19 protein-coding genes and 1 other annotated feature are annotated in these 23,372 nt (G+C 54.9%); of the genes, 11 read left to right on the forward strand and 8 right to left on the reverse strand.

Going from position 1 to position 23,372, the window contains the following annotated elements; translation table 11 throughout:
- Positions 1 to 338: 338 nt before the first annotated feature.
- Complete coding sequence (gene metA / locus OGM59_05250; protein UYI90110.1) at positions 339 to 1,253, forward strand: homoserine O-succinyltransferase; 915 nt, start codon at positions 339 to 341, stop codon at positions 1,251 to 1,253.
- Positions 1,254 to 1,371: 118 nt separating this feature from the next.
- Here metA and OGM59_05255 read toward each other — a convergent pair whose 3' ends face one another.
- Entirely contained in the window at positions 1,372 to 2,223 is an 852-nt protein-coding gene (locus OGM59_05255) for a hypothetical protein (GenBank protein ID UYI90111.1), read from the reverse strand.
- Positions 2,224 to 2,388: 165 nt separating this feature from the next.
- Positions 2,389 to 3,330, reverse strand: a complete 942-nt coding sequence (locus OGM59_05260) for a glycoside hydrolase family 43 protein (GenBank protein UYI90112.1) — start codon at positions 3,328 to 3,330, stop codon at positions 2,389 to 2,391.
- 248 nt (positions 3,331 to 3,578) lie between these two features.
- Here OGM59_05260 and OGM59_05265 point away from each other — a divergent pair, with 248 nt between their 5' ends.
- A complete protein-coding gene (locus tag OGM59_05265) occupies positions 3,579 to 4,139 on the forward strand; it encodes a biotin transporter BioY (GenBank protein ID UYI90113.1) in 561 nt (186 codons plus the stop codon).
- A gap of 58 nt (positions 4,140 to 4,197) precedes the next feature.
- Here the strand turns inward: OGM59_05265 and OGM59_05270 are convergent, their stop codons facing one another.
- Together OGM59_05270 and OGM59_05275 are read right to left on the reverse strand one after the other, a co-directional pair.
- Positions 4,198 to 4,692 (reverse strand): HD domain-containing protein, encoded by a 495-nt coding sequence (locus OGM59_05270; GenBank protein ID UYI90114.1) that lies wholly within the window; start codon positions 4,690 to 4,692, stop codon positions 4,198 to 4,200.
- Positions 4,689 to 6,215: a sodium/proline symporter gene (locus OGM59_05275; GenBank protein UYI90115.1), complete on the reverse strand. Its 1,527-nt coding sequence runs from the start codon at positions 6,213 to 6,215 to the stop codon at positions 4,689 to 4,691. Before OGM59_05275 ends, OGM59_05270 begins: the two co-directional genes overlap by 4 nt.
- Before the next feature lie 215 nt (positions 6,216 to 6,430).
- Between OGM59_05275 and OGM59_05280 the strand changes: the two genes are divergently transcribed.
- The 3 genes from OGM59_05280 (at position 6,431) to OGM59_05290 (ending at position 10,015) form a co-directional block, all read left to right on the forward strand.
- Positions 6,431 to 7,537 carry a hypothetical protein gene (locus tag OGM59_05280; GenBank protein UYI90116.1) on the forward strand — a complete coding sequence of 369 codons (1,107 nt, stop codon included), beginning with the start codon at positions 6,431 to 6,433 and terminating at the stop codon, positions 7,535 to 7,537.
- A gap of 31 nt (positions 7,538 to 7,568) precedes the next feature.
- Positions 7,569 to 7,784, forward strand: a binding site (T-box leader).
- A 48-nt stretch (positions 7,785 to 7,832) separates the two neighbouring features.
- The gene (locus OGM59_05285; protein ID UYI90117.1) at positions 7,833 to 9,536 is read left to right on the forward strand and encodes a proline--tRNA ligase; all 1,704 of its coding nucleotides are present in this window, start codon (positions 7,833 to 7,835) and stop codon (positions 9,534 to 9,536) included.
- On the forward strand, positions 9,533 to 10,015 hold the full coding sequence (locus OGM59_05290) for a low molecular weight phosphotyrosine protein phosphatase (protein UYI90118.1): 483 nt from the start codon (positions 9,533 to 9,535) through the stop codon (positions 10,013 to 10,015). The genes OGM59_05285 and OGM59_05290 overlap by 4 nt, the downstream gene beginning before the upstream one ends.
- Positions 10,016 to 10,070: 55 nt before the next feature.
- On the opposite strand, the gene OGM59_05295 is transcribed toward OGM59_05290, so the two are convergent.
- Positions 10,071 to 10,670, reverse strand: a complete 600-nt coding sequence (locus OGM59_05295; GenBank protein ID UYI90119.1) for a manganese catalase family protein — start codon at positions 10,668 to 10,670, stop codon at positions 10,071 to 10,073.
- 179 nt (positions 10,671 to 10,849) lie between these two features.
- Between OGM59_05295 and galT the strand changes: the two genes are divergently transcribed.
- Positions 10,850 to 12,346, forward strand: coding sequence for a UDP-glucose--hexose-1-phosphate uridylyltransferase (gene galT, locus OGM59_05300; GenBank protein ID UYI90120.1), 1,497 nt, complete (start codon positions 10,850 to 10,852; stop codon positions 12,344 to 12,346).
- A 63-nt stretch (positions 12,347 to 12,409) separates the two neighbouring features.
- Here galT and OGM59_05305 read toward each other — a convergent pair whose 3' ends face one another.
- Positions 12,410 to 13,744: an MATE family efflux transporter gene (locus OGM59_05305; protein UYI90121.1), complete on the reverse strand. Its 1,335-nt coding sequence runs from the start codon at positions 13,742 to 13,744 to the stop codon at positions 12,410 to 12,412.
- A 235-nt stretch (positions 13,745 to 13,979) separates the two neighbouring features.
- Here OGM59_05305 and OGM59_05310 point away from each other — a divergent pair, with 235 nt between their 5' ends.
- Together OGM59_05310 and OGM59_05315 are read left to right on the forward strand one after the other, a co-directional pair.
- Positions 13,980 to 14,426, forward strand: coding sequence for a cupin domain-containing protein (locus OGM59_05310; protein ID UYI90122.1), 447 nt, complete (start codon positions 13,980 to 13,982; stop codon positions 14,424 to 14,426).
- Entirely contained in the window at positions 14,423 to 15,106 is a 684-nt protein-coding gene (locus OGM59_05315) for a carboxymuconolactone decarboxylase family protein (GenBank protein UYI90123.1), read from the forward strand. The genes OGM59_05310 and OGM59_05315 overlap by 4 nt, the downstream gene beginning before the upstream one ends.
- A gap of 65 nt (positions 15,107 to 15,171) precedes the next feature.
- Here OGM59_05315 and OGM59_05320 read toward each other — a convergent pair whose 3' ends face one another.
- Both OGM59_05320 and OGM59_05325 read right to left on the reverse strand, forming a co-directional pair.
- The gene (locus OGM59_05320; GenBank protein ID UYI90124.1) at positions 15,172 to 17,931 is read right to left on the reverse strand and encodes an SMC family ATPase; all 2,760 of its coding nucleotides are present in this window, start codon (positions 17,929 to 17,931) and stop codon (positions 15,172 to 15,174) included.
- A complete protein-coding gene (locus OGM59_05325; protein UYI90125.1) occupies positions 17,928 to 19,067 on the reverse strand; it encodes an exonuclease SbcCD subunit D in 1,140 nt (379 codons plus the stop codon). The genes OGM59_05320 and OGM59_05325 overlap by 4 nt, the downstream gene beginning before the upstream one ends.
- A gap of 172 nt (positions 19,068 to 19,239) precedes the next feature.
- Here OGM59_05325 and OGM59_05330 point away from each other — a divergent pair, with 172 nt between their 5' ends.
- The 3 genes from OGM59_05330 (at position 19,240) to OGM59_05340 (ending at position 23,362) form a co-directional block, all read left to right on the forward strand.
- Positions 19,240 to 20,565, forward strand: a complete 1,326-nt coding sequence (locus OGM59_05330; GenBank protein ID UYI90126.1) for a carboxylesterase family protein — start codon at positions 19,240 to 19,242, stop codon at positions 20,563 to 20,565.
- A complete protein-coding gene (locus OGM59_05335; GenBank protein UYI90127.1) occupies positions 20,566 to 22,863 on the forward strand; it encodes a DUF5110 domain-containing protein in 2,298 nt (765 codons plus the stop codon). It abuts the gene before it with no gap.
- 124 nt (positions 22,864 to 22,987) lie between these two features.
- Positions 22,988 to 23,362, forward strand: coding sequence for a MerR family transcriptional regulator (locus OGM59_05340; protein ID UYI90128.1), 375 nt, complete (start codon positions 22,988 to 22,990; stop codon positions 23,360 to 23,362).
- The last annotated feature ends 10 nt before the right edge of the window (positions 23,363 to 23,372 follow it).

Consider the following 23,372-nt stretch of genomic DNA (forward strand, 5'->3'; position numbering starts at 1 on the left):
GTTCCTTACTTTCTCGTCGTTGTTTAATTTTCAAGGTCCTTAACCGTCCTTTCGGCCGGCCGCTCTTCTCTCGAGCGCTAGATAACTATACCACAACTTGCCGCAAATGTCAACATCTTTTTTCAAGTTTTTCATCTTTTTAACAGCGGCGGGATCAAAACAATCAAGCGTCCGCGCCTTGCTGTCGGCTGCGCTGCGGTTAAGCAACGTGTGATATTATAGCGCGCCGATCAGCAAATGTCAAGACCCAATTTCAACTTTTTTACTGGGTTGCAATTCCGTGCTCAATTTGCTATAATGGCTAAACGATATATATAATGTATAAGGAGGAATCTGCAATGCCCATTCGTATTGATAACGAATTGCCGGCGAAGCAAAGCTTGGAAATCGAGAATATCTTTGTCATGAGCAACAAGCGCGCGGACACGCAAGACATCCGCCCCCTGCATATCATTATATTAAATTTGATGCCCACCAAGATCGACACGGAGACCCAGCTGCTGCGTCTGCTGAGTAACACGCCGCTGCAAGTGAATGTGGACTTTCTGCAGGTAAGCAGTCATACTGCCAAGCATACCTCTAAAAGTCACATGGACAAGTTCTACTATACCTTTGATCAGATAAAGGACAGGAAATACGACGGTATGATCATCACCGGCGCGCCGGTGGAGCAAATGCCTTTTGAGGAAGTGGACTACTGGGACGAGCTTTGCCGGATCATGGATTGGACAAAGACCAATGTATATAGCACCTTCCATATTTGCTGGGGCGCGCAAGCGGGGCTGTACTACCACTACGGTATTCCAAAGCACCCGCTCAGCAAAAAGATGTTCGGCGTATTCCCCCACCGCAGTTTAGATGTGACCCATCCACTGATGCGGGGACTGGACGATGTGTTTTACATTCCCCACTCCCGGCATACGGAAATTCTGCGGCAGGACATTGCCCAGGTAAAGGACTTACAGATCCTGGCATACAGTGATATTGCCGGTGTCTGCCTGCTGTCCGATATGGAGTGCCGCAACTTCTTCTCTACCGGGCACAGTGAATACGACCGAGATACACTGGCCAAAGAATACTTTCGTGACAAGAGCAAAGGACTGGACATTGACAGGCCCTACAACTACTTTCCCCACGATGATGAGAACCTGGTGCCCTTGGTCAGTTGGAAAAGTACAGCCAGCCTGATTTTTTCTAACTGGCTCAACTATTTTGTTTACCAACGCACACCCTACGACATCAGCACACTATAACATAAGTAACAAAGACCGCAGTGGAAAACACAGCGGTCTTTTTCTATGACTAATATTATCTTTAGAATAGAAAACACATAGAAAAACAGCCCACCTGAAAAAGGTGGGCTGTATGTAATTACTTAAACAGGTAATTGGTGTTGTTAAAGGTCAGCGGCTGGTACTCGCCATTATGTGCATAGTACACAGCAGACAACTTAACAGCCACAGCAAAAGTCTTGCCAGAGCAGCTAAACACATAGCAATCTGCACCGTTAACAGTAACTACCTTATTGTTGTAAGAGATAGAACTGCTGGACGGATCCGCACTGTAGCCAACCTCCTGCCAGTTATCGTGAATGGTCTGCTTCAGCAGCAGTTTCGCATCCGCAATGCTGTAATCCGGTGTGGTTGTAATCTTATGCGGGTTGGAATACGCATCGTAAGTCTGAGCCACTTTTGTTCCCTCTTCCGCAGCCGTCGTTTCCTGGGCGGGATTGTAAACAAACGCGCCAAAACGAACGATAAAGTAGATCAAGAACCAAATGAGCAGGATCAGGATCACAATTAGGACGATCTTGCCGCCCTTGTTCTCCGGTCTTGCCGCCATCTCGTCCTGAGACGGTGTGGGGATCGGAACGAAAGGTTTACCCTTCTTAGCGCACTTCTTTTCCAGCTTAGCATTCTTCTTGTCGATCTTCTTGACCAACTTAGCGTATGCCTTCTGGCCGGCCTTCTCTGCTTTGATCTCTCCCTTAGTCTGGAAAGCATCGATGGTCGGAATGGCAATGGCGGTAAATGCTTTGCCGCCTGCGGCCGCTTTCTTTTCCCCTTTTTCGTTTTTCTTCGTAGTTTCTTTTACGAATTTCTCATAAGCCTTTGCATGCTTCTTTTCCGCTTTGGCGTTTGCCTTAGCAAGTGCCTTTTCAGCCTTTGCTTCTCTCTTGGCCGCCTTCGCTTCTTTTTTAGCAAGCTTCTTTTCTTTACTCAAGGCAGTACCCTCCTTATAAGTATAGTAGTAGTATATCATCTTGCTGCTCAAATTTCAACAAAAAAATGCAAGCAAATGCGAGATTTTTATGAACAAACTGTAAACATTAGTACGCCGGCAGCATACAGTACACAAGATTTGGTAGTGAGCAGCGGTGCATTATGCCTATATATGATCCGGATAGCGGTGAGCGGTAATGGTGCCGTCCTTCACTTCCAATCGGCAAATGCGGGCGTTGCGGCGGTCGCCTTCAAAACCGTCGTCCTCCACATTACGGGCGTGGTACACCGCGTACCATACGCCATCCTTCTTGATCACGCTGTGATGACCGGTGCCCTCCTCCCAATCATTGGCGCGAATCACCGGTGCATAGGTATGGTCATCCGGCACCTTTTCAAACTTGATCTTAGTTAGATCCGTTTCGTCCGTCTTGGCTCGGGCATATCCTATATAATAGGTAGGCTGCAAGTAGCAGTTGCCGCTGTACATTACATACTGCCAGTCCCCCTCCCGAAAGTAGCAGGCGCCCTCAATGGTGTGCCAGTGCTGGCCCGTCTTGTACCGATCCCGACGGAAGATCTCCTCGTCCAGGGTGGGCACCACCACCGGCACCGGGTGTCCTGCCGGGGTGTACGGATCCAGCATCTTATCCACCACAATATAAGTGCCGATCCGGTCAACCTCAAACGTATTGGTAGAATAGAACAAATACAGACCGCTCTCGTTCTGCACAATCTGGGAGTCAATGGAAAAGGGATGCAGGATCTGCTTTTCCTGCCCAAAGGGACCCAGGGGATTATCCGCCTGACTGACAAACAGCGCCTCCCGATGGCCGCCCTGATCCGGAGTATCGCCAAAGAACTCATAAGAACAATACATATAATAAGTACCATCCAGTTCAATAACGCTGGGCGCCCAGAAGCTATGCTCCCCAGGCACGGTAAACACCATACCGTGAAATTGCCAACCGGTGAGCAGATCATCCGAGCTGTAAGCGTAAATGCCATCATCGCCGGTGGTATAAATGTAATATCGACCGCCGCTTTCCAGAATAAATGGATCTGCCTGGCCGATATAATTCTCTTTTTTTGTTTCTAACAGCTGCATAAGTGCGCTCCTTCTTCAAAAATCAGCACCATTATACACGCTGGCGCGGCCTTTGCCTACCGGTATGGACCAAATTCTTAAAATTCAGTACAGTGCACAAAAAAGTGTCAAAGAATTTGTGCAATAGGGCAGGAATCGTGCAAAATTTTGCCGTGGAATTGCAAATTGTCAACTTATTTTACGATTTTGGTTGACATTTACGCAAAATCAAGGCATAATAGTACAAAATTCAATGTGAGGTAAAAAGTATGTCAGAAACAACCGCAGCTGCCGAAAGTAGCAAGAAGAAGAAAAAACTCCGCACGGTAGACATTGCCTATATCGGTCTGTTCGCCGCACTGATCGCTGTGTGTGCCCAGATCGCCGTGCCCATGACCGTGTCCTTTACCATGCAGACCTTTGCCGTTTGCCTGTGCGCCGGACTGCTGGGGTGGAAGCGCTCCACCGTATCCGTGATCGTGTACATTCTGCTGGGTATGGTAGGACTGCCCATCTTTACCGGGTTCAAAAGCGGCGTGGCAGCCATTACCGGTCCCACCGGCGGCTACATTGTCGGCTTTGTCCTGACCGCACTGATCACCGGCGCTTTGGTGCAAAAGTTCGGTCACAAGTTTTGGCAGTTGATCCTGTTTATGGTGATCGGCCTGACTGTGTGCTACGCCTTTGGCACCGTGTGGTTCATCATTGCTTACAAAGCCACATTAAAAGCGGCGCTGGCCACCTGCGTGGTGCCATTCCTGCTGCCGGAGTGTGGCAAGATCCTGCTGGCAGCCCTACTTACCAATCGGCTGATCCGCTTTGTAAAATAAATCTTAAACGACACAAAAAAACGCAAGGTGCGAAATACACCTTGCGTTTTTTATTATCTTATACTGCATAAAGCATTTGCAACAGGCGCTTTCCCGTCGCAGTGGTGAACAGCTTTTCTCTGCCGACTTGCACGGCTTCTTCAGAAAGCCCCTCCTCATACGCATTCACCAAAAAGTCCGCCTCAATTAAAATGCGCAAAGTCAATCGGTCCACACCGGTATAGGTATGGTGTCTGGCCACCAGATCACAAACTTCTTCCACAAAATCCTTTGGCCAGTCTGCAAGCAGTTGGCATACCACCGGCGGGCCCTCCAGCTCTTGGTATTTACCGGCAGAGGAACCGTAATGCAGCTGAGCATTGTGAATACCAATATCATGAAGTGCAGCGGCTGTCAGCAATACGCGCCGCTGCGCGTCGGGCAAATGCTCCCCATCGGCGATCATTTCGGCAAAAGCATACACCTTGATCAAATGCTGTATCCGCTTGGGATCTCCGGCATCATATTGCAGGGCACGGCGCAACGCTTCTCTCGGATCGTTCAAAGGGCTCATTTTTCTGCCTTTACCGCGTCATACTGCTCCAGCACCTCTTTGTCCGGCGCAGGGGTGCACAGGGACACCACCACATTCACCAGCAGACCAAACAGGAACGCAGGCAGCAGCTCGTAAATCTTCAAAACCGGTGCCAGATCGGCAATGCAATACTTCCACAGGAACACCATTACCGCGCCGGCGATCATACCGGCCACAGCGCCGTAGCGGTTGGAGCGCCGCCAAAACAGTGCCAGCAGCATTACCGGACCAAAGGACGCGCCAAAGCCCGCCCAAGCAAAGCTGACGATCTTAAACACAGAAGCGTTAGAATCCCAAGCCATAAAGATGCCTACCACGGCAATACCCAGTAGGGTCACCCGAGCCACGATCATCTTAGCCTTGGCAGACAAATTCAGGTTGAACAGGCTGCCCAAAATATTCTCGCTGACGCCGGAGGAGGCAGCCAACAGCTGGCTGTCCGCCGTGGACATAGTGCTGGCCAAAATGCCCGCCAGGATCACACCTGCCAGCAGTGCAGCAACTACCCCGTGCTGGGACAGCAGATTGGCGATCTGCACAATAATGGTTTCCTTGTCTGCCAGCGCACCCATAGCGCCGTTCTTGACCATAGCGGAGCCAACTACGCCGATCACCACGGCAATGAACATAGAGATCACGACCCAAATGGTAGCAATGCGGCGAGAGGTCTTTAATTTGCGATCATCTTCAATGGCCATAAACCGCAGCAGAATGTGGGGCATACCAAAGTAGCCCAGCCCCCAGGCGGCGGTAGACAAAATTTTCAACAAGTTGTATGTGGCGGATTTGCCGCTTTCCGGGTCATAGGTAGCCGTCATGGACAGATAGCCGCTCATGCTCTGCGCATTCTCCACCACGGCGCCCACGCCGCCGGCCTTAGACACGCCAAACACCAGCACCACCACCAGCGCAATGCTCATTACAATGCTCTGCACTAAGTCAGTGGTAGACGCAGCAGTAAACCCGCCGGTAGCGGTATAGCCCACGATCACAATGGCGGAAATGATCATTGCCACATGATAGTCCATACCGAACAGCGTGCCAAACAGCTTGCCACAGGCAGCAAAACCGGAGGCTGTGTACGGCACAAAGAATACAATAATTAAAATGGCTGCCATGGCGGTAAGAATATGTTTTTTCTCTCCAAATCGACGGGAGAAAAAGTCCGGCACGGTAATGGCGCCAATACGGGCGGAATACCGGCGCAGACGGCGTGCCACCACCAGCCAGTTGATGTAAGTGCCCACACCAAGGCCAATGGCTGTCCATCCCGGATCTGCAACACCGGTCAGATAGGCAACGCCCGGCAGACCCATCAGCAGCCAGCTGGACATATCCGACGCCTCGGCACTCATGGCAGTAACCACCGGCCCCAACCGACGGCCGCCCAAATAGAAATCGTCCACTGTATTGTTGCGCTTGGAGCACACAATACCAATAGCCAGCATAGCGATCAGGTACACGGCTATAGAGATCAGAATACAAACTTGTGCACTGGTCATAAACAGTACCTCCAACAAAATTTGGCGCTTTGCAGCACTACCGGTGCAAAGCAATACAATCTATAGTACCATTTTTTGGCGCCGATGTAAAGAATAAGTTGCGTTTTTCCTTTGATTAGCGCCTATATCCGGCAGGGATAAAAGAATTGACAAGCCGTAGGCAGGTTGCTACAATAAAATTGTATAAAGCTTATATTCCACAAGGAGACGGAAAAATGAAGCAATCGGCAATGCCGCCTCGCACCGGGCGTATAATAGAACTGGATATTGCCAAAGGGTTGGGCATTCTCTCGGTGATCCTGTACAACACCCTGCCCACCTCGCCTTTGCATACGGCGCTGGGCGGCTATGTGATGCCCCTGTTCTTTGTGGTATCCGGGCTGGTCATGCAAAGGGAAGCATGCAGCTTTTCTCTCCGTCGTTTTTGGGAGAAGAACGCCCGGCTGCTGTTTTATTACATTCTGTTCAGCGCCATTTATCTGCTGTGCAGCGCGGTGACCTGTATTGCAGGCCACGGCAACTACAAGGCACTGGCACTGGACGGCATTGCCGCTTTGGTTGGGTGCGGATTTAATGTACTTTGGTTTTTCAGCACCCTGTTTTTTGGCAAACTGCTTTGCAGTCTGCTCATCGGCAGCACGCTGCCCCGCTGGGCACAAGGGTTGTTCCTAGCCGGGCTGTTTTTGCTGGCAGCCGGTGTAGGCAGAGCCGTGGACTTTGCCGCCCTGACCGGCGTGGGCCGGGTGCTGGGCATGGTAGGGCTGACAGTTCTTCGCCCCATGGAGGCGGCCTTTTATCTGTTTATTGGTACCCTGCTGCAAGGTGTGTTTCGTTCTTTGCAAAAGCAGTGTACCAAGCCGGCGATGGTTGTCGCCTGCGGCATTGGCGGCACTGTGCTGACTGTCGGCTGTGGCTTGCTGGCGCAGGCAGCGCCACAGGATATGTACGATTTGACTGCCTCTCGCCCGCTGCTGAGTTTGGCGGCGGCTGCACTGGGCTGCGCCGGAATCCTCGGTATCAGCCTGGCGCTGGGCAAGGTGCCAATGCTGAACAAAGGTCTCGCCTACTTGGGCGTACACGCTCTGTACCTGATGGCCATTCACAACCAGCCCAATTTATATGGCTGGCTCAACAAGCTATCTGTCAAGCTGTGCGCCGGGTTGCCCGGCTGGTATATGCAGGGCATGTTCTTTCTCCTGCTCACCGTGGCGGCGCTGATAATCGCCATGGGACTGGAGCCGCGACTGGATCCGGCAGTGCGCGGCTTGGCTCGCCGCTGCACCGGACAGAGAAAAGATCAGACAAACCCGGAGCACTCTTGACTTTTCGTTCCCGATTTGCTATGATACCAAGGTAACAGCAAGGACGAGAAACAGTACTCCCCCACCCTGTGCAGAGAGAACAGGCGGTCGGTGCAAGCCTGGGCAGGCGGCGGAGGAACCCATCTTTGAGCTGTGCGCCGAACGCAAAGGCTATTAAGGCGTACCGGGAGCTCCCGTTACAGAGCGCGCAGAGTGCAGGCTCAGCCTGAATTTAGGTGGTAACACGGATCAATGATTCGCCCTAAACCGATCGTCACAGATCGGCTTAGGGCTTTATTTTTTGGAGGTTTTTTGTATGAAACTGGAACACTTAGTTGGCGATCGCTTTAAGGAGCGCCCGGCAGACTGTCAGGTAGACAGCCACGCCCTGATGGTGCGCGGCGGCTACATCAAGTATGTGGCAAACGGCATTTACTCCTCTTACCCGCCCTTAAAGCGGGTGCTGAAGAAGCTGGAGCAAATCATGCGGGAAGAGATGGACGCCCTGGACGGTCAGGAAGTGCAGTTCCCGGTGGTGATGCCCGCCTCTCTGTGGGCAGAGTCCGGCCGGTATGAGAGTATCGGCAAAGAGTTGCTGCGCTTTACGGACCGCAACGGTGCCGATATGGTGCTGGGTATGACCCACGAGGAGGCTGCGGTGCAACTGGTGCGAGAATACGCCGGCACCTACACCAAGTACCCCTTTATGATCTATCAAATTCAGACCAAGTTCCGGGACGAGGCGCGCCCCAGAGCCGGACTGATCCGTGTGCGTGAGTTCACTATGAAGGACGCTTACTCCTTCCACACCAGCCAGGAGGACCTGGACGATTATTACGAAAAGTGCCACAAGGCTTATGAGCGCATTTTTGCCCGCGCCGGTGTGCCGGAGGTGATCTCTGTTGCTTCAGACTCCGGTATGATGGGCGGCAGCGTATCCCACGAATTTATGTTCCTGACCCCCATTGGTGAGGACTCTATCGTGCTGTGCGACGACTGCGGATATAAGGCCAACATGGAGGCTGCCGAGTCTATCCTGGAGCCGGTGGAAAATGCCCCCTCCCAGCCGCTGACTAAAGTGCACACCCCGGATATGCACACCATTGAGGAAGTATGCACCTATCTGCACGCCGACTCTAAGGACAGTGCCAAGGCCGTGGTGTACCAGACCAATAATGAAGACAAATATGTGGTACTGTTCCTGCGAGGCGACCTGGAAGTGAACGAGACCAAGCTCACCAACTTTTTGGGTGAGGAAATTCATCCGGCAGTAATTACAGAAGAATGTGGTCTGCACGCCGGCTTTATCGGTCCTGCCAACCTAAGCGGCGACTTTACCGTGCTATACGACCGCTCCCTGGAGGGGCGCAACAACCTGTGTGCCGGTGCCAACGAGACGGATTACCACTACACCGGCGTGGACATGCAGCGGGATGTGCCCGGCGCGGAATACCACGATTTTGCCAAGGTGGTTGAGGGCGGTATCTGCCCCTGCTGCGGCAAAAAGAGCATTCATATTTCCCGTGGTATTGAGGTGGGCAACATCTTCCAGCTGGGCAAGAAGTACACCGAGCCTATGGGTATGACCTATACGGATCGGGACGGCAAGAGCCGTGTGCCGATCATGGGCTGCTACGGCATTGGCGTTGGCCGACTGGCCGCCGCTGTGTGCGAGGCGCACCACGACGACTACGGTCCCATTTGGCCCAAGGCCATTGCCCCCTGGCAGGTGCACCTGTGTGCTGTGCGTGCAGACAATGAAGAAGTGCGCGCCTTTGCCGATACACTGTACAACACCTTGCAGGAGAAGGGCGTAGAAGTGATCTACGATGACCGTTCTGTCAGCGCCGGCGTTATGTTCTCCGACGCAGATCTGCTGGGCGTACCCCTGCGGGTGATCGTCAGCCCCAGGAATCTGAAAAACGGCGTGGTGGAGCTGACCGCCCGGGACAAGAGTTTCTCTGAGACCGCACCCACTGCAGAAGCGGTAGACGCCATTTTGGCCAAGCTGGCAGAATGAGCGTAACGAACCGGCCGATACGCATTTTGTTCGTGTGCCACGGCAACATTTGCCGCTCGCCTATGGCGGAATTCATCTTTAAGGATATGGTGCGGCAGGTGGGACTGGCAGATCAATTTGAGATTGCGTCCGCTGCCACCAGCCGAGAAGAGATCTGGCACGGCAAAGGCAATCCGGTGTACCCGCCTGCCAAGGCAGAGTTGGCTGCCCACGGCTTGTCCTGTGACGGCAAGCGCGCCCGACAGCTGACTGTCGCCGATTATGACTACTACGATCTGCTGCTGGCCATGGATGGCAACAATGTGCGTAATCTGCACCGTATGCTGGGCGGCGACCCGCAGCATAAGATCAAAAAGCTGCTGGACTATGCCCACGGCGGCGATGTGGCCGACCCTTGGTACAGCCGGGATTTCGCCCGCGCTTATCAGGATATCGCCACCGGCTGCCGCGCCCTGCTCACCGCCCTTACAACCAAATAAAAAAACGCCCCGGCACAAAGGCAATGCAACTTTGTACCGGGGTATTTTTATCGGCTTATTTGTCAAACGACGGATTGGTCATATAGTAATTTTTGCTGTTCAGCTTATCGGTGGCTACCCGCAGCCCCTCACCGAAGCGCTGATAATGGACGATCTCCCGCTCCCGCAGGAACTTGATTGGTTGGATAATATCCGGATCGTCTACCAGGCGCAGAATGTTGTCATAGGTGACCCGCGCCTTTTGCTCCGCCGCCAGATCCTCGTTCAGGTCGGCAATGGTGTCGCCCTTTACGCCGATACTCGCTGCGTTCCAAGGGGAGCCACTGGCAGAGGTTGGATACACACCGGCGGTGTGATCCACAAAGTAGGCGGCAAATCCGGGATTTTCTTCGATCTGCTTTTCCGTCAAGTTGCGGGTCAGTTGGTGCACCATGGCGCCGATCATTTCCAGGTGCCCCAGCTCCTCCACACCAATGTCCGTGAGCAGACCCTTCAACTCCGGATACGGCATAGAATACCGCTGGGACAAATAGCGCAGACTGGCACCCAGTTCCCCATCCGGGCCGCCGTACTGACTGATGATAATGGACGCAGCGCGGGGATCCGGATTCTTAATATTGATGGGGTATTGCAATTTTTTTATATAACTAAACATACCATCTCTCCTTTTCTCTGCATACTATGCAGAGACGCCTGTTTGGGTGCGCATAGAAAGCGAGCCGTCAAAGCAAATTCCGTCCTTTTTGTGCAAATCGGTTGCCACGCAGGGCAAAATGTGGTAAAATAAAGGCTCCAAAAAATCCCGCTGTTAGGGCAGAAAGCGAAGGTAGAATCATGGATGTATTTGAGGGAATCACAGCGCTGGCAGATTACGGCGTACGCACCGGCCTGATTGAAGAGGCGGATCGCACCTGGGCTGTCAATGCGTTGCTGGCGGCGCTGGAGCTGGACGCATACGAGGAACGCACCGTCACCGGCCAACCGGCACTGACGGAAATTTTAGACTCTCTGCTAAACTATGCTTGCGCAAACGGGCTGTGCCAGGACTCTGTGGTGTACCGGGATCTTTTTGACACCAAGCTGATGGGTCTGCTGACCCCGCGACCCTCTGCGGTGATCCGCCGATTTTGGGATCTGTACGCAGAGAGCCCCAAGGCAGCCACAGATGATTACTACGCCTTTAGCAAGACCACCAATTACATTCGTGCGGACCGACTGGCCAAGGACGCTAAGTGGATCACTCCCACCCCTTACGGCGATATGGATATAACCATCAATCTATCCAAGCCGGAGAAGGACCCCAAGGCCATTGCGGCTGCCCTGCAAATGAAGCAAAGCGCTTACCCCAAGTGCCAGCTGTGCAAGGAGAACGAGGGCTACGCCGGGCGGGTCAATCACCCGGCACGGCAAAACCACCGGATCATTCCCCTGGAAATGGGCGGCGGCCCCTGGTTCTTGCAGTATTCGCCTTACGGCTACTATAACGAGCACTGTATTGTATTTAACAGCCGGCACACGCCGATGAAAATCGACCGCAGCGCGTTCCAAAAGCTGTTTGATTTTGTAGAAAAGTTTCCCCACTATTTTGTAGGCTCCAATGCAGACCTGCCCATCGTAGGCGGCTCCATTCTCACCCACGAGCACTTCCAAGGCGGGCACTATACCTTTGCTATGACAAAGGCACCGATAGAGACCCCCTATGCCTTTGCCGGATATAAAGATATTGAGGCCGGAATCGTCAAGTGGCCCATGTCCGTACTGCGCCTGCGTGGGGATGAACCGGCGCGCATTTGCGACCTGGCAGACAAAGTGCTGCAAGCCTGGCGCGGCTATACGGACCCGGATGCCTTTATCTACGCCGAGACCGATGGCACACCCCACAACACCATTACCCCCATCGCACGGTTCCGGAACGGTAAATATGAACTGGATCTGGTGCTGCGCAACAACATTACCACCCCGGCATGCCCGGACGGACTGTACCACCCCCACCCGGAATACCATCATATTAAGAAAGAGAATATCGGCCTGATTGAGGTTATGGGTTTGGCAGTACTGCCCGCCCGGTTAAAGACAGAGCTGGAGCTGTTGCGTGACGCACTGCTCCATGGCACAGACATTGCCGCCGACGAACGCATTGCCAAACACAAGGACTGGGCAATGGAGATCGCCGCCAAGAACGCCTTAACCGCCGAGAATTGCATGGACATTCTGCAACAGGAAGTGGGCAAAGTCTTTGCTGCCATTTTGGAGCAGTGCGGCGTGTTTGACCGTAATGAAGCCGGTAAAGCCCAGTTTCTGCGCTTCCTAAGCAGCATAGAAACAGCATAAAATAAATAGACGCAAAGAAGCCGCACAGAAAGATCTGTGCGGCTTTGTTCTGTGCATTTATAATCAGACTTTGATCTGCACGGCTTTGCGGTACACCGCCAGGGCAATACCGGCGGTGAACAACTCGGTGATCCAAAAGGCATGCCACACACCGGCGGCGCCCAGCACTCGACTCAGCAGGAATGCCAACGGGACGATGATGACCAAATACCGGCAAAGAGAAATCACTAAGGACGGCGTGCCCTTGCCCAGTCCCTCCAGCGCACCGGAAGCAGTCACCGATACGGCGGACACAATGAACCCGCCGCTGATGATTCGCAGCGCTGTTTTACCGGCGGCAACAGTAGCTGCATTCTCGGTAAAAAGACCGATCAGTTGACCGGGAATCACCAGGCACAGCACGGTGCCCACCACCATAATGGCAGCAGTCATCACTAATACGGTGCGGAAGATCTGCTTGACCCGCCCATATTCCTTGGCGCCGTAATTGAACCCAATCACCGGGCGCATGCCCTGCACAATGCCGTTGGCCGGCAGGTACAGAAACGTTTGCAGTTTGTAATATGCGCCTAAAATCAGCACATAGGTTTGAGAGAATGTAGCCAAGATGGCGTTCAGTGCAGAGATCAGCACCGAAGGCAAAGCCAAATTCAGTACCGCCGGAATACCGATGGCATACAAGCGACCCACCAGGTGCCGGGACGGCCGAAGATGCTGCAAGCGGATCTTGACAGAAATGGGGCGCAGGTAATAGAACAGCAGGTAGATCACCAGAGTAAGCACCTGACCCAGCCCGGTAGCCAGCGCTGCGCCGTCAATGCCCATTTTGGGGAACGGCCCCAGACCGAAGATCAACAGCGGATCCAAAATAATATTGGCCAGGCACCCCAGGCCCAGACCCACCATGGTCACCTTCATACGACCGACTGCCTGAAAAATCTTTTCAAATGCCAAGTCTGCGTTGATAATAATGGAAAAACCAAACACAATACGCCCGTAGCGCACTCCCAGATCGATCACCGCTTGATCCTTGGTAAACGCCTGCAAAAACAGCGGAATGATGGCAATACACACGCCGGTGAGCAGCACCCCGTGCACCAGCGCCCACAGCATACCCTGCGTGGCTGCCTGGTCCGCGCGTTTCTGCTTTCCGGCGCCCAAATACAAAGCGATCACGGCGCTGATCCCCACGCCAAAGCCGATGGCAATGGCGTTGACCAGATTTTGCAAGGGATACACCAGGGACAACGCCGTCATAGCGTCCTCGCTGATGCGGGCCACAAAGTAGCTGTCTACAATATTATAAAGGGCGTTCACCAGCATGGAGAGCACCATGGGCAGCGCCATAGAGGTAATCAGCGGCAACACTGCCTTTTTGCGCATAAACTGTTCGTCCATCTGTTTTCCTTTCTGCGTGCAGGTATAAAAAAGCCACGCACTCCAAAGAGTGTGTGGCGAAAAGATGAGCAACTCCGGAAAAATCCACAACCGAATTTTCGTCCCGTATTGTAGCATAGCTGCCGCCTGCTGTCAAGCGGCAGCAAAAAAACGAAAAAAATTTACCGAACCCCCTTGACTTGGAGTAAACTCAAAGTGCTATGATAAAAGAAACCAAAACAAGGAGATTTTATCTATGAAATACGCAACAGAAGAAGCCTTTGTCGGTGCCAACGCATTTGGCAAAGGCGCCGCCAACACGGCTTATGCCCAATACTTTGTAGGCAATTCTTATCTGAATCCCCTTACCGATCCCCAGGTCACGGCGCTGCATTTGTCCAATGTGACCTTTGAGCCGGGGTGCCGCAACAACTGGCACATTCACCACGCCACAAAAGGCGGCGGTCAGTTGCTGATCTGCACCGCCGGTGAGGGCTGGTACCAGGAATGGGGAAAGGCTCCGGTAGCGCTGCACGAGGGCATGGTCATCACCATTCCGCCGGAGGTTAAGCACTGGCACGGCGCTAAGGGCGACAGTTGGTTCTCCCACATTGCTATGGAAGTGCCCGGTGAGAATGCCTCTAACGAATGGTGCGAGCCGGTGAGCGACGCAGATTATAACGCACTGGAGGAAGAAAAATGAGTTTGCAAAGCACAGACCCGGAATACACCCAGCGACTGGGCGCATTTCTTGAAGAAGTAAGAAACGAACCGGACAGCATGCTGGAGCCCACCACCCGCTGGCTGGCGATTCTGGCCACTCTCACCGGCAACGGCAGTGTAGACGCCTACAAAGAGGCACTGCCCCAAGCGCTGCAAGAGGGGCTTGACCCGGTGGCAGTCAAAGAGATGGTGTACCAGGCCACCGATTACCTGGGCTATGGCCGTGCGCTGCCGTTTCTGCACGCCACCAACGACGCGCTGACCGCCGCCGGCATTGCCCTACCACTACCCGGCCAGGCAACCACCACCATGAATGATCGGCTGGAGAAAGGCATTGCCGCCCAAGTCAAAATCTTTGGCGAACACATGAATGAGGCTTGGAAAGCCGGCACCGTCAACCGCTATTTGGCAGCCAACTGCTTTGGCGATTACTACACCCGCACCGGGTTGGATCTGGCCCAGCGAGAGATGATCACCTTCTGCTTTCTCTCTGCCCAAGGGGGCTGCGAGCCCCAGTTGATTGCCCACGCCAAGGGCAATATGAACATGGGCAACGACGCAGCATTCCTGACCAAAGTGGTGCTCCAGTGTCTGCCCTACATCGGCTATCCTCGCAGCCTAAACGCCATGGGCTGCATTGCGAAGGCCGCCAAACAATAATCAATAAGCAAAAACACCCCTGCACAGCAGCAAGCCGTGCGGGGGTGTTTTGTATCTAAATGCAGTTATAGGATGGTGGCGTGGCTGCCGCCGGTGGGAGCCTTGGTGACCAAAATCTGCCGGTCGATGGCCGCGCGCAGGTCCGCCACATGGGAGATGATTCCCACCAACCGGTCGCTGCGAGCCAGATCCGTCAGGGCGTGCAGTGCCTGGTGGAGGGACTCCTCGTCCAGAGAGCCGAAGCCCTCGTCCACAAACATCGCGTCCAGCCGCACGCCGCCGGCGGCGCTCTGTACTCGATCCGACAGCCCCAGCGCCAGCGACAAAGAGGCCTTAAAGGACTCGCCGCCGGACAAACTCTTTACACTGCGGGTGGTGCCGTTATAATGGTCGATCACATCCAGATCCAGTCCGGACTGGTTGCGATTGTTCTCTGCCGTTTGGCGGCGCACCAGCTCGTACTGTCCGCCAGACATAACCATAAAGCGGGTGTTGGCACAGGCCAGCACCGCGTCCAAGTCCTGCATTTGCACATAGGTCTCCAAGGTGACCTTTTCTTTACCGGTCAAGTTGCCGGTGGCAGTATCTGCCAAGGCTTTTATCCAGCCGTAGCGGTGCTCCGCCGCCTCCAGTTCGGCCGCCGTGTGCCGCATTTGATCCAGCACCGTTTGATTGGTCTGGAGCCGCACAGCCAGTGTCTTGCCTTGATCGGTCAGCGTATGCAGCCAGGTCTGCAACTGCGCCAGCTGGGCGCGCAATGCCGCCGGGTCCGCTGCCGGGCAAGCCTCCAACTGCTGCCGGGTCTGCTGCAAAGTGGCTGTCAAGGCCGCCGCCTGCTTGTCCAGCTCTGCCACGGCAGCTTGCGCCTTTTGGTGTGCCTGTTCTAAGGCATTTCGTTTCTCCGTTAAACGACGCTGTTCCTCTTCCGCAGCTGACTGGGTAGCAAAAGGCAATTCTGCCGCCAATTCGCTACACCGACTTTGCTGCTGCTTGACCTCTTGTTGCAGCTGCTGCACCTGCAATTGCAATTCCGTTTGCTGCCGGACACGCGCTGTGGTGCGCGCGGTGACTTGCGGCAAAGCCTGCTCCACCTGCGCCGCTTCTTCTGCGGCTGCCTGGGCGGCCTGCTTATTCGCTTCCGCCACGGTACAAGCCGTCTGTGCCTGTGACAGCGCTTCTGCCAAAACCGATTGCGGCTCCTCCGGCAAATCACCAAGTAGCGCTTGCCACCCGGCAATAAACGCCCGCTGCTGTTCTCGGTACTGTCCCTTTGCGCCACCGGCGGACTGGCTGGCAGTCGTGGCCTTTGCCATAGCGGATCGGGCCGCCTGCTGGGTTGCCTCCAACTGCGACTGTGTAGGCGCCTGCGTGGGCAAAATCGCCGGATGAGGGTGTTCCGTGGCGCCGCACACCGGGCAAGGTGCACCCGGCTGTAAATCTGCCGCCAACACCCCGGCTTGGCTGTCCAGAAAAGCCCGGTTCTGGCGCTGATAATCCTGCTCCAATCGCTGGGCGTGCGCTGCCGCAGCCTGGTAATCGGCAGCAGCACGGCGATAAGTATTTTCCGTAGTTTGCAGCGCAGCCCGCTGCTGTTCTAAAGCAGTCAACGCCTCTACCTTTTGCCGGGCCTGTGTACAGGCAGCCTTGGCCTGCTCCAACCCGGCGGCCGCCCCTTGCAGTTCCTGCCGCCGCTGTTCCAAACGGGTTTGTTCCGCGCGGGCTTTTTCCGCAGCGTCACCGGCTGCTGTGTATGCCGCTGTTTGCTGCTCTGCCTGCTGCTGCACCTCTGCCAAGATCTGCTGTGCTTTGGTCAGCCGGTCGTACTTGGGCAGCTGGGCTTGCAGCAAAGCCAGGCGGGCAGTAAGCGGTTTCGTCTCCTCTGCCTGTGCGGCGCACTGTTTCAATCTATCCGCTGCCGCCGCTTGCTTGGGAGTCAATTCCGCCTGCTGCCGGGTCAGCTCTTGCAGCTGTTGTTCCAGTTTTAAACGGCGCTCCGCAGCTGTCAATGCTGCCCGGTCAGCTTGCATTTTCTCTTGTATTTCTGCCGTTTGGCGGGTGTTCTCCGCAGCGGCAGTCGTGTCTAACTGAATCAGCTGTTCCAACACCTCTCGGCTTTCAGAAAAGGGCAGCTGACCTTGTTGCAGCGCCCGGGCTTTGGCAAACAGCATAGAGTCCTCCGGGCAGCGCACCCCTTCGCCGTATTGGCGCAATTTTTCCTGCCCGGCGTCATAGGCGCGCTTTACCTCCAAAGCAGACTGTCGCAGCTTCTCCTGCAAGCAGGCATACCGCCCGGTATCAAACAGCTTTTGGAAGATGCGGCTGCGATCCTCTGTCTTGGCAAGCAGCAAACGCAAAAAATCCCCTTGCGCCAGCATGGCGATTTGGCAAAACTGATCGTGATCCAGCCCAAGCAAGGCGGTGATTTCGTCATCCACTTCCGTTTGTTTGGTAATCACCCGACCGTCCGGGCAGGTCAGCTCCGCCATAGCGTGCTGGGTAGTCATGCCCTCACCCCGGGTCTTGGGCCGCCGGTATTCCGGGCTGCGGCGCACAGTGTACACCGCCCGGTCGTATGCAAAAGTCAACTCTGCAAAGGTGGGAGTCTCCGGTGCTGCGTACTTGGAGCGCAAGGTGGATGGCTCCCGGCTTTTGCCGCTGGCCTTGCCATACAGTGCAAAAATAATGCCGTCAAAAATAGTGGTCTTGCCGGCACCGGTATCGCCGGTAATCAAATACACGCCGCCGGTACCCAGCTTGGAAAAATCCAGCACCTGCTCCCGAGCATAAGGACCAAAGGCGGACAAAGTAAGTTTTAGCGGTCTCATACTTTCTCCTCCCACACACTTTCCATCTGGCTGCGCAAAAAGGCAGCCTGCTCTTCTGTCAGATCCGTACCGTTTTGGCGGCGGTAAAATTCTGCAAACACATCAAACGGCGACTGCTTTTCCGTCGCCGCACCGTCATGCACCTGCCCCAGGGCACGGGTGCGGGCGTTGTCGTAGTCCAGCAGCATTAAGTAAGGATAAATACTGCGCAGGCGACCCATGGCGTCCGGCACATCCTGCTCATCCGTCAGCGTAATATGCAGATAATTCTGTTGAAAATCTCCGTTGGTATAATAGTCCCGGGCGGTCAGTTCCATATAGCTACCCCGCAGCTGCGTTAAATCTCTGCGAGGGGACAGCGGCACCGTGCGCACTTGCAGGTCCCCTTTTGCCCCCAGTTCCACCACGGTCACGCTTTTTTGGTGCCCTGCCTCTGAAAAGGAATACTTCAGTGGGGAGCCGCAGTACCGCAGCCGCGGGCTGCCCATATTCTGGGGGCGATGAATATGCCCCAGCGCCACATAGTCAAAGGGGTCAAACACGCTGCCGTCCACATTGTCCGTACCGCCTACGGACAGTTCCTCTGAGTCCGAGGTGGCAGCGCCGGTAACGAACTGGTGCGTCAGCAGCACATTGCGCCGGGAGGTATCCACCTGCATAGCGCTGACAGCGGCGGACAGTGCGTCCGTATAGCTGTCAATCTCCGCCTCAGGAAAATAGCGGCGCACATGAGCGGGCTTCACAAAGGGGAGCATATAAATGCCCACTTCGCCCCATTTATCCGTCAGCACAAAGGGCTGCACCCCACCGTCATAAACCGGCGAAAAGTGTACCCCGCTGCCATCCATAAGCCGACTGCCAAAGGCCAGCCGCTCCGGGGAGTCGTGGTTGCCGCTGATGGCAAACACCGGCACCTTTCGCTGCGCCAAATGATAAAAAAAATCGTCGCACAATGCCACAGCCTCCGCCGACGGCACCGCCTTGTCATAAATATCTCCGCAGATCAGCACACCGTCCGGCTGCTCTGCGGCAATGCAGTCAATGATCTGCTGCAGAATATATGCCTGATCCTCCAGCATAGAAAAGCCGTGCACCCGCTTGCCCAGGTGCAGATCGGATAAATGCAAAAACTTCATATCAGTTCTCCTTCATCTGTGCCGCGCACATTAAGTTCACTTTATCATAAACGCAAGGGCATTGCAAGCCGCCGTCCATTTTTTCGCCCGGGTGCAATTTTTTCCATAGAGAATTGATTTTGCAGAGGTAGTCCTATATAATGGAAATGAACAGATATAAGGGGGAATCAATATGCAAACCATTACCCGCACCACACCCTGCGGTGCACTGCAAGGGCTGGAGCTGGAGGACCACCTGGAGTACCGTGGCATTCGCTACGCCACCGCCGCCCGTTGGGAATATCCCCGGCCGGTAGAGCACTGGGAGGGCGTTTACGACGCCACCCAATTCGGTGCCTGCTGCTACCAGCACCGGGGCTTTGACGAGGATACCAAGGTCAATCCTTTTTACAGTAAAGAATTTCGGGTAGGCTGCCATTTCACTTACAGCGAGGACTGCCAGTACCTGAACATTTGGGCGCCTAAGGACGCCAAGGACTGCCCGGTGCTCATTTACATTCACGGGGGCAGCTTTACCGGCGGCTCCACCGACGAACGCCACATCAGCGGCACCGCTTACGCAAAAAAAGGCGTGATCTTTGTAGCCATGAATTACCGGCTGGGACCCTATGGCTTTTGCGCCCACCCGCAGCTGAAAGAAGCGGACGGCACCTGCGGCAACTACGGGCTATACGACCAGCTGGAGGCGATCCGCTGGGTGCGCCGCAACATTGCAGCCCTGGGCGGCGACCCCCACCGCGTAACGCTGCTGGGGCAGAGCGCCGGGGCGATGAGCGTGGATATTCTCATCTCCTCTCCCCTGTGCCGGGACTGGTACCGAGGCGCCATTATGATGAGCGGACCGGGACTGCAACGGGCAGCCGCACGCCCCCAATCCATTGAAAAGGTGGGTAAATTCTGGGACCAAATCTGCCAAAACGCCGGAGCAGCAGATATGAACGCCCTGCGCCAAACAGATGCCCGCACCCTGTATTACGCCTGGCTGGACGCCTGTAAAAGCGACAAACTCAGTATGCTCTACACCTTCCCTGTGTTTGATGGCAAGCTGCTGACCAAAGCCACATTCAATATGCGCACCATACCCAAAATGCCAAAGATCCTGGGCATGACCAACGCGGATATGATTCCTGCCCTTGTGTCCGGTCTGATCCGCCGCTGGGCTCATGACGACAAGGGCAGCCCCTGCTACGCCTACTGTTTTGACCGGGATCTGCCCGGCGACAACTACGGCGCCTGGCACACGGCAGACCTGCTTTATGCCTTTGGTACACTGCAAAACAACTGGCGACCCTTTACCGATACGGACAGGGAGATCTCTCGTCAAATGGTGGCGGCCTTTGCCAACTTTGTCAAGTGTGGCAATCCCAACTGCAACGCCCTGCCCCGCTGGAAAGCAGGCACCGCCAAGGTCATGCGCTTTGGTGACCCCAGCCGTATGGCGCCCTTCCCGGACGGCCGTCTCATTAAAGAAACACTTCATAACAAAGGACCGGTATAAATGAAATTTGACCACAACTTTACCCAAACCACCGCCACGCCCACCGGGCGCACTTATGCCGCCGACGGCTGGCAGGCGCAGTTGGACTTTCTCTCCGGCAGCTGCCTGCGTGTGGCGCTCTATCGTAACGCAGACGACCTGCTGCCCACCTTTAATATTGACCCGGACAACGCGTCCATCGGCCCCCAGGGCAGAGCGCGACTGAGTACCGTGGGTTTTCAGCCGACAGCGCCCACTGTCACGGAGAACGATAGCGGCACCGCCTTTGCCTTGCCTTGCGGGGTAACGGCAGAGCTGGATTTCCACAATCTGCTGCTCACCTACAAGATCGGCGATCGGGTGCTCTTTGCGGATCGAGGGCCGTTGGCCTATAATTTGGACAAAGAGTTTGGCACCGGCGCCACTCACTACATCACGCGGGAGCGGGATGAGCGGATCTACGGCCTGGGCGATAAGGGCGGCAGCGTGAACAAAGCCGGGCGACGCTTTCGCATAGACACAGCGGACAGCATGGGCTTTGACGCCGCCATGACCGACCCGCTTTACAAGCACACGCCCTTTTACATCTGCCAAAACAGCGTAGGCTGCTACGGCATTTTCTATGACACCACGGCCCCCGGTGAGATGGATCTGGGCCGGGAGATCAACAACTACTACCCGCCGTTTAAGTGTTATCGCTCTGCTGAAGACTGCCTGGTGTACTATGTATTCTTTGGCAGCAAGTTAGAGATCTTGCAGCAGTTTTGCCGCACAGTGGGCCGCCAGCCGCTGCCCCCCAAGTGGAGCTTTGACTACTGCGCCAGTACCATGGCTTATACGGACGCCCCCAAGTCAGAAGAAAAGATGGACGCGTTCCTTGCCAAAGTGCGGGAGCTGGATCTGAATTGCAGCGGGTTTTATCTGTCCTCCGGCTACACCGCCATCGGCAACCAGCGCTGCGTGTTCCACTGGAACAGAGAGAAGTTCCCGGACCCGGCACGGTTTATCGGTAAATTCAACGCCGCCGGAGTGCACCTGATTCCCAACATCAAGCCGGCGTTCCTAACCAGCCACCCGATGTACGATGACCTGGCGGCCAAGGGTCTCTTTGTCAAGAATGCAGACGGCAGCCCCTATGTTACCCAGTTTTGGGACGGCCTGGGCAGTTACCTGGACTTTACGAACCCGGAGGCCTTTGCTTTTTGGCACGATCAGGTGACGGAAAAACTGCTGCAAAACGGCATGGACGCCACTTGGAACGACAATAACGAATTTGACATTCAGGACCCTACCGCCGTGGCTGTGGGCTTTGGCGGCAAGGCGGCCCCGGCTGCCCACATTCGCCCGGCGCTCACCTACTTAATGGTACTCAGTTCTTACCGAGCGCAAACGGAAATGCGCCCGGCAGAACGGCCGTTTCTCTCCACCCGCAGTGCCGGGATCGGTCTGCGACGGTTGGCCCAAACCTGGAGCGGTGACAACTATACATCCTTCCACGATCTGCGCTACTGTCACTATGTAGGCATGACCCTGAGCCTGTCCGGCTTTTACTTTTACGGCCACGATCTGGGCGGTTTTTCCGGGGAAATGCCTTCCAAGGAGCTGCTGCTGCGTTGGATCCAGCACGGTGTATTTGAGCCCCGCTTTACCATTCATTCCTGGAATGCGGACGGCTCCGCCACCATGCCCTGGAGCTATCCGGAGGTGATGGACAGTGTGCATGCCCTGTTTGACCAGCGTAAGGCTCTGCTGCCCTACTATTACAGCACCGCCTACCGCAGCGTACAGGAGGAGCTGCCCTTGCAGGCACCCCTGTGTCTTTATTATGACGACCGGCAAATCCATCCGGACGATCCTGCCTTTTTGCTGGGGCGCGACCTGCTGGCAGCCTGCGTGCTGGATCAAGGCATAGAGGATATAGAAGTCTACTTGCCGTCCGGTGAGATCTGGTACAAGGACGATCGGTGTTACACCGGCGGGCAGACAGTGGCACTGCACATTCCCGCTACCGGCACCGTGCCCTATTTTGTGCGTGGCGGCTGCGTATTCCCTCTGGACATTGGGCCTACCGGGTTCCAAAAGCCCAGTCGGGTGCAGTTCACCGTTTATCCCATTGCCGACGGCACCTTCCAAAGCCGCTACTTTGATGATGACGGCCACACCTATGCCTACCGGGACGGTCACTGCGTGGACGCGGTCTTTACCGTTGCTTGTGCTGCCGATACCGTTACCGTGCAGGTAGAAAATCGGGGCGACACCCCCTTTGCACCGAACATTCGCCTAACCCCGGCAGACCACCGGCAGCTGATTATCAAGTAAATCCAAACATAAAGCAGTCGATAAAAATCGACTGCTTTTTTTACGGAAATCAAAAAAAGTTCAAAAAAGTCTTGACTTAGAGTCAACTCAAAGGTATATACTACCCTTGAAACGAGGTGAGCCTATGACCATTAAAGAAGTCAGCGAAAAGTACAACATTTCCCAAGACACCCTGCGCTACTACGAGCGGGTGGGTATGATCCCCCAGGTGCACCGCACAGGCGGCGGCATTCGGGATTATCAAGAAGACGATCTTGGCTGGGTAGAACTGGCCATTTGTATGCGCAGCGCCGGTCTGCCGGTAGAGGTGATGATCGAGTATGTGCGGCTCTATATGCAGGGCGACAGCACCATTCCCGACCGGTTGCAACTGCTGCTGGACCAGAAAGTCGCACTGGAGGCCCAAATGGCAGACACGCAGCGTATGCTGGACAAATTGGAGTACAAGATCTCTCGCTACCAGGTGGCGGTAAAAACCGGCAAGCTCACCTGGGATTAACAAAAGGAGA

The organism is Oscillospiraceae bacterium, assembly GCA_025757685.1.
Taxonomy (GTDB): Bacteria; Bacillota; Clostridia; order Oscillospirales; family Acutalibacteraceae; genus CAG-217.

Bases quoted from the DNA above. Each gene is read 5' to 3' on its own strand.
- OGM59_05260 (UYI90112.1), bottom strand. From the start codon at position 3,330: ATGCAGCTGTTAGAAACAAAAAAAGAGAATTATATCGGCCAGGCAGAT.
- OGM59_05335 (UYI90127.1), top strand. From the start codon at position 20,566: ATGAAATTTGACCACAACTTTACCCAAACCACCGCCACGCCCACCGGG.
- galT (UYI90120.1), top strand. From the start codon at position 10,850: ATGGATGTATTTGAGGGAATCACAGCGCTGGCAGATTACGGCGTACGC.
- OGM59_05330 (UYI90126.1), top strand. From the start codon at position 19,240: ATGCAAACCATTACCCGCACCACACCCTGCGGTGCACTGCAAGGGCTG.
- metA (UYI90110.1), top strand. From the start codon at position 339: ATGCCCATTCGTATTGATAACGAATTGCCGGCGAAGCAAAGCTTGGAA.
- OGM59_05320 (UYI90124.1), bottom strand. From the start codon at position 17,931: ATGAGACCGCTAAAACTTACTTTGTCCGCCTTTGGTCCTTATGCTCGG.
- OGM59_05325 (UYI90125.1), bottom strand. From the start codon at position 19,067: ATGAAGTTTTTGCATTTATCCGATCTGCACCTGGGCAAGCGGGTGCAC.
- OGM59_05295 (UYI90119.1), bottom strand. From the start codon at position 10,670: ATGTTTAGTTATATAAAAAAATTGCAATACCCCATCAATATTAAGAAT.
- OGM59_05280 (UYI90116.1), top strand. From the start codon at position 6,431: ATGAAGCAATCGGCAATGCCGCCTCGCACCGGGCGTATAATAGAACTG.
- OGM59_05270 (UYI90114.1), bottom strand. From the start codon at position 4,692: ATGAGCCCTTTGAACGATCCGAGAGAAGCGTTGCGCCGTGCCCTGCAA.
- OGM59_05285 (UYI90117.1), top strand. From the start codon at position 7,833: ATGAAACTGGAACACTTAGTTGGCGATCGCTTTAAGGAGCGCCCGGCA.
- OGM59_05305 (UYI90121.1), bottom strand. From the start codon at position 13,744: ATGGACGAACAGTTTATGCGCAAAAAGGCAGTGTTGCCGCTGATTACC.
- OGM59_05275 (UYI90115.1), bottom strand. From the start codon at position 6,215: ATGACCAGTGCACAAGTTTGTATTCTGATCTCTATAGCCGTGTACCTG.
- OGM59_05310 (UYI90122.1), top strand. From the start codon at position 13,980: ATGAAATACGCAACAGAAGAAGCCTTTGTCGGTGCCAACGCATTTGGC.
- OGM59_05340 (UYI90128.1), top strand. From the start codon at position 22,988: ATGACCATTAAAGAAGTCAGCGAAAAGTACAACATTTCCCAAGACACC.
- OGM59_05290 (UYI90118.1), top strand. From the start codon at position 9,533: ATGAGCGTAACGAACCGGCCGATACGCATTTTGTTCGTGTGCCACGGC.
- OGM59_05265 (UYI90113.1), top strand. From the start codon at position 3,579: ATGTCAGAAACAACCGCAGCTGCCGAAAGTAGCAAGAAGAAGAAAAAA.
- OGM59_05315 (UYI90123.1), top strand. From the start codon at position 14,423: ATGAGTTTGCAAAGCACAGACCCGGAATACACCCAGCGACTGGGCGCA.